The 6,097-nt window shown below is 36.4% G+C and carries 4 protein-coding genes; 2 read left to right on the forward strand and 2 right to left on the reverse strand.

The features are described from left to right. Positions 1 to 90: 90 nt before the first annotated feature. Positions 91 to 993, reverse strand: a complete 903-nt coding sequence (locus tag CEV08_RS06210) for a DnaJ C-terminal domain-containing protein (RefSeq protein ID WP_100130822.1) — start codon at positions 991 to 993, stop codon at positions 91 to 93. 323 nt (positions 994 to 1,316) lie between these two features. Between CEV08_RS06210 and pdxH the strand changes: the two genes are divergently transcribed. Next, entirely contained in the window at positions 1,317 to 1,940 is a 624-nt protein-coding gene (pdxH, locus tag CEV08_RS06215; RefSeq protein WP_100130823.1) for a pyridoxamine 5'-phosphate oxidase, read from the forward strand. A 512-nt stretch (positions 1,941 to 2,452) separates the two neighbouring features. Here pdxH and ubiA read toward each other — a convergent pair. Then, entirely contained in the window at positions 2,453 to 3,457 is a 1,005-nt protein-coding gene (ubiA, locus tag CEV08_RS06220) for a 4-hydroxybenzoate octaprenyltransferase (RefSeq protein ID WP_100130824.1), read from the reverse strand. 90 nt (positions 3,458 to 3,547) lie between these two features. On the opposite strand from ubiA, the gene purD reads away from it, so the two are divergent. Next, on the forward strand, positions 3,548 to 4,822 hold the full coding sequence (gene purD, locus CEV08_RS06225) for a phosphoribosylamine--glycine ligase (protein WP_100130825.1): 1,275 nt from the start codon (positions 3,548 to 3,550) through the stop codon (positions 4,820 to 4,822). Positions 4,823 to 6,097 lie beyond the last annotated feature (1,275 nt).

The following is a 6,097-nucleotide window of genomic DNA, read 5'->3' on the forward strand; positions in this document are numbered from 1 at the left end:
AACCTGCCTATGACACAGGTCAACTTTTTCTTCAAGTAATTGGTTTAAAATCAAACAAAAACTACGCTTTAATATATAAAAACTTTAAAATTAATCTCTTTGCGTTTGCAAAAACTGTTTTAGCGCAGCATTTTCACCTTCCGGTAACATAACACGAACATGCACATAAAGATCATCTCTTGTGCCATTTTTTAAACGAAGGCCTTTTCCTTTCAGCCGCAAAATGCGATCAGAACTTGACCAAGCAGGAATCGTTAAAACCACACGTCCCTCTAACGTCTCAACTTCTTCTTTTGCTCCCAAAACAGCATGTTTAAGAGAAACGGGTAAATCAAGATGAAGCGCCCTTCCTTCAACCCGAAAACGAGGATGTTTTTGAATCTGAATGGTGATCAACGCATCTCCTGCTTGCCCATAAGATACCTCTTCTCCCTGGCCTTTTAAACGAATAGTTTGCCCGTCTTCAATATAATCTGGAAGTTTAATTTTTAACTTTTTTCCATGAGGGAAAACAGCTTCCACCTTGTCTGCACCAACCATCTGCTCTAATGTTATGGTAAGATTAGCGCGAATATGGGCTCCTTGTTGAGGACGATTATGGTGTGTGGAATTCGAAAAGCTAGCGCCGCCTCCAAACAGATCGCGAAAAATATCACTCGCATCAAAACTTGGTCCCCCCGAAGAGGAAAAATCAAATCCTTTCGCTTTTCCTGCAAAGGGATTTTGTTTATTGCTGAAATTTTCATTAGCACCATAGGCTTGATAAAGCGGTTTGCCTTCCATATCAATTTCACCGCGGTCAAATTGTGCCTTTTTATCTTTATCACCGATAATTTCATAAGCTTGATTAATTTCAGCAAACTTTTCTTTAGCCTTTTTATCATCTTTATTGTGGTCTGGATGATACTTCTTTGCTAGCCTTCTAAATGCCGATTTAATTTCTTGCGGTTTTGCGGTACGTGCCACACCCAGAATTGTGTAGGGATCACGCATATTGTCCTCTTTTCAATTTTTTCGTTTTCACAATATCAACGGATATGTTGTTCAATATTCCTCATAACTTCATCAGTCTATTCTAGAGAATAATTTCTTTATATGTCTATCAAGAAATTAAAATACCAGATTAAAATGAGATATTTATTTAATATAGCTTATTGTCGTCTATGCTAAAGACTAAAATAATGAAACGACCACAGAAATACCCATTTAAAATATATGAAGACGCTAGCTTTTTGAGAATAAAAAAAATGATACTTTACTTTTTAATGAAAAAGTAAATGAGAAAATGCCCATGCTCACTGACATTTGGAGATACTATGAGCGATAAAATACCAACAGACGATTATTTTATGCAAATGCAAAAACCTTTTGAACTTTTTGCAAAGTGGCTTGAAGAAGCAACGAGAAGCGAAATAAATGATCCGAATGCTATGGCACTTGCAACAGTTGACGAAACAGGCCTCCCAAATGTTCGTATGGTTCTCCTCAAAGACTATAGTCCTCAAGGCTTCGTCTTCTACACCAATTATGAAAGCTGTAAAGGACAAGAAATTTTAAAATCAATGAAAGCATCCTTAGGGTTTCATTGGAAGTCGCTTCGTCGTCAGGTTCGAATAAGAGGAATTGTTGAAAAAGTAAGTCACCAGGAAGCCGATGCCTATTTCCAATCGCGCCCCCGCGGGAGTCGAATTGGTGCATGGGCATCGAAACAATCTCAACCATTAGAAAATCGTTTTGTGCTCGAAAAAGCAATTGCTCAATATACTGCACGTTATGCTCTAGGCAATATTCCGCGACCACCTTATTGGTCTGGTTTTCGTGTTAACCCCCTTTCTATCGAATTCTGGTGTGACCGCCCATTTCGTTTACATGATCGTTTGCTTTTTACACGTGATTGTGTTGAAAACCCCAATTGGAAAAGACAAAAACTGTACCCATAATTCTTCAAGATTCATCGTTATGAAGTTTTTTCTAACAGCTAAATGATTATTTCTATTTGCAAAATTCCAAAAGGAGATGATTTATTTTTATGATAAAAGTTGATTGATAACATTCTCTATCGCTTGAAGCTAAGTTAGCGACAATCCTATTGAAGAGAAAATGCTGTATTCAGCAAAAGCTACGATTTTACTTTTGAATTTCTGATAGGAAAAGCTGCGATATTTAAGTGAAGCCTAGAATAAAATAGTCGTATACAACTCGATTTTGATGAATAAATAGAAAGCACACTTTTAATTACAAAAATTATCCATTCTTCCTAAAGTCTATTTTTAATAGAATTTGACAACGCCATTATTTTTAACCAGAAAGACCTGGAACAAAACGAACCATACAATACAAACAAACTTTGAAAATTCAAAAGAATAATAAACTTTAAAATCAATGAAAGTCTCTTTGAACTTTTATTCCTCGCCCCATTATCACAAAGCATATGGTTTTATCTCACGTGTTGTTAAACTGCAGGATAAAATATCATCCATAGACCACCACAAATTAAACCAGCAAAAATCATAAAACCAATAAGCGAATTAGATTTGAAAAGTCTGAGGCATTGTGAACTGTCATCTATATCAATGGTTTTAATTTGAATAAACATATGGATGCTTGCCGCCAAAATCCCCAAAAAACTGAGAACAGGAACTTCAGCTAAATAAAATGCTAAACTAACAAATATGACGAAACCACCATATAAAAATACTAATGCACGCTTAGTTCCTTTACCAAAGAGAAGCGCCGTAGAACGGACACCGACAGTAATATCATCTTCTTTATCTTGATGTGCGTAAATTGTATCATATCCTATGGTCCAAAAAATTGATCCCACATAAAGCAAGATCGGTGCCCAGCTTAAACTTTCAAACACAACGGCCCACCCCATTAATGCTCCCCAATTAAATGCAACACCTAAAAAAAACTGCGGCCAATAGGTTACGCGTTTCATAAAAGGATAAGCTGCAACAGCTATCAATGACGAAATGCCTAAAACAAAACTAAACCTATTAAATTGCGATAAAACACCTAAACCTACCAAACATTGTACAAGTATAAAAACTTTTGCTTGAAACCGACTCACATGACCTGTTGGTAATGGGCGAGAACGTGTTCTTTCTACTTGAGAATCAATTTTATGGTCAATAAGATCATTCCAAGTACATCCTGCTCCTCGCATAGCGATGGATCCCAGAAAAAAAAGAAAAAGATACCAAACCCAATGAAGAAAAATTGGTAAAAGAGGCTCATAATTCATGTCATAAGAGAGAAAAGCCATTGTTGTTGACCAAAAACAAGGCCACATCAATAATTGCCAGCCGATAGGCCGATCCCAGCGCGCCAATTGCGCATAAAACCATAAAGAACAGGGAAGGAAATTATAGACCCATTGTTTGGAAGATGCATCCATAACCCGTCCTTGGCTATCATAGGACTGAACATGGAGAATATTTTTATTTTTTTTCATCAAATGACTTACCTTTAGTCTTGCGATAGAGACATTTCATTCTTATGAGAAGAAGATGAAATTAATCATTTTTTATGAGAGGAGCAAGCAATGAATATTCTTCTTATTGGCTCAGGTGGACGAGAACATGCTCTAGCGTGGAAAATAGCAGCATCACCACTGCTCAAAAAGTTATATTGCGCTCCTGGAAATCCTGCAACAACAGAATTTGGTGAAAATATTAATTTAGACATTGATGACCACCCGCTTGTTATTGATTTTTGTAAAGCACATTCTATTGATCTTGTCATTGTGGGACCAGAAGCGCCATTGGTTGCAGGTATAACAGACTCTCTTAATAGCGCCAACATCTGTGTATTTGGTCCTACTCAAAAAGCTGCTCAACTAGAAGGTTCAAAAGCTTTTACAAAAGACTTATGTCGTAAGAATAACATTCCTACAGGAAGTTACCAATGCTTTAATGATGCTGCAAAAGCAAAAGCTTACATTCATCAACAAGGGGTTCCCATTGTCATTAAAGCGGATGGCTTAGCCGCTGGCAAAGGTGTCGTGGTTGCAACAACTATAGAAGAAGCATTTAACGCAGTTGATGCCTGCTTTAAAAATGCCTTTGGAGATGCAGGAAATAAAATTGTTGTAGAATCTTTTCTTGAAGGTGAAGAAGCAAGCTTCTTCTGTCTTTGTGATGGTAAAATTGCACTTCCCTTTGGATCTGCTCAAGATCATAAACGTGTAGGAGATGGAGATACTGGAGCAAACACCGGTGGTATGGGAGCTTATTCACCAGCGCCCATCATGACCGAAGAAATGGTGAATCGCACCCTCAAAGAAATTGTTGAGCCTGCTTTAAAAAGTATGAGAGAGATGGGCGCCCCCTTTAAAGGCATTCTCTTCGTCGGATTGATGATAACACAAAAAGGACCCGAACTCATTGAATTTAACGTACGATTCGGTGATCCTGAATGTCAAGTTTTAATGATGCGCCTCAAAGATGATATTGTCCCGATATTTCTTGCCACAGCTCAAGGAAAGCTTGAAAATAAATCTCTTCAGTGGTTTGAAAAAACTGCTCTTACTGTTGTTATGGCGGCTAATGGTTATCCAGGCTCTCCCCAAAAAGGAACTGTTATCCGTAACATTGATAAAGTAAACATGCTTTCTGATGTAAAAGTTTTTCAAGCTGGTACCGCATTGCGCAATGGAGAACTTATTGCAAATGGGGGACGTGTTCTCAATATAACAGCAACTGGAAAAACAATTACGAACGCACAAAAACGTGCTTATGAAGCTGTTGATTGTATTGATTGGCCAGAAGGCTTTGTTCGTCGTGATATCGGGTGGCGAGCCATTGCGCGAGAAAATTAAATCTTTTGGTATTTTTTGTTACGATTTGATTCTTTCACCTAAGAGCATGGTGCACGAATTTTCTTATTATTTTGCGTCATCCGTAACTTTGAAAAAATGAATATATTTTCCTTTAAAGAATAAAATACCTAAAAAAGAACGCACTTCATGTTATTTCCTTACAAAGTAATATCTCTCATACTCTTTCTCCCATTTCGCGATATTAACCGTGAAGCGTATAAGCCCATTCTGCCATTTTGATGAAATAAAGATAAAAACCAATACCATCGTTGTACCCAACGCCCAATGTTACGATAACCCTTATTCCCTAGGAAATTTATCAGAGAATTTTTGTTCTTTTTTAACCTTCATCCACATGAGCCTCCCCTCCTTGTAACGCACAAGAAAATGATTTTTATTATAAGAGAGAGATGAAATGAGAATATTATATTCGTAGCTCTCATTCAATATGAAAAAATAATTCATTGTTTTATATAAATAAATAGCTTACTTTATGTAAAAAAGTAAAAAGATACTCTCTGCAATCTGCTCATGTTTTAACAATGTAGCAAAAGAAGAAATTATATTATCAACAAAAAGCATTTAATATAGTCAATTTCTGCTGCCAAGATGTACTGTCAAAAAAACGCTCATTGACAATTCTTAACTTCCTATTTTCCTTAAAAAACGAAGACTTCTGCTCGATCCGATCTTTACAGTCATCCTTTTTATTGAGTGGCTTTCTCTTGAGTTTTTCTTTGGTGTAATTTGACAGTAGGTTTTGCAGTAAGTGGGAAAAGGTGGTATTCGTTAGGAGTATGTGATAATTTGTTGTTTTTATGAATAAAATTTAGCATTAAAGGCACGTTTTGAAAGGCGCGTTCTGTCAAAATTCATTTTAACATCTGAAATGGAAAAAAAGAGCAAAAATCGGAATTTGAGCATAAAAATGAGAAAAAGCTTTGAAAGGTCTTTTAAGATCCTTTAGAGAAATTAATCCAAAAGTTCAATTGACTGCAAACTCAATCCCAAATGATCCAAAAAGCAAAAAAGATTTTCATATCGACTTTTGATTTTAGAGGGATATTCAGCCGAATTTTATGTATTTTGGGAGTGTTCTTTTTCAGCCTCTATTTGATGCTTTAAATGCAATGTTAGAAGAGGAAAAGTACGTTCTCCTTCTTCTGTGTTGGTGATACTTTAAACAAACTCTTGTAACTTTTTATAAAACTCTGCCATAAGGTGCGCTGTATCTTCAGGGGAGAGAGAGAGTTTTATATTTACATCGCGATAGGT

This window comes from Bartonella tribocorum, from assembly GCF_002778015.1.
In the GTDB taxonomy this organism is placed as follows: domain Bacteria; phylum Pseudomonadota; class Alphaproteobacteria; order Rhizobiales; family Rhizobiaceae; genus Bartonella; species Bartonella tribocorum_B.

Coding starts and splice junctions, on each gene's coding strand:
- CEV08_RS06210 (WP_100130822.1), bottom strand. CDS start 993: ATGCGTGATCCCTACACAATTCTGGGTGTGGCACGTACCGCAAAACCG.
- pdxH (WP_100130823.1), top strand. CDS start 1,317: ATGAGCGATAAAATACCAACAGACGATTATTTTATGCAAATGCAAAAA.
- ubiA (WP_100130824.1), bottom strand. CDS start 3,457: ATGAAAAAAAATAAAAATATTCTCCATGTTCAGTCCTATGATAGCCAA.
- purD (WP_100130825.1), top strand. CDS start 3,548: ATGAATATTCTTCTTATTGGCTCAGGTGGACGAGAACATGCTCTAGCG.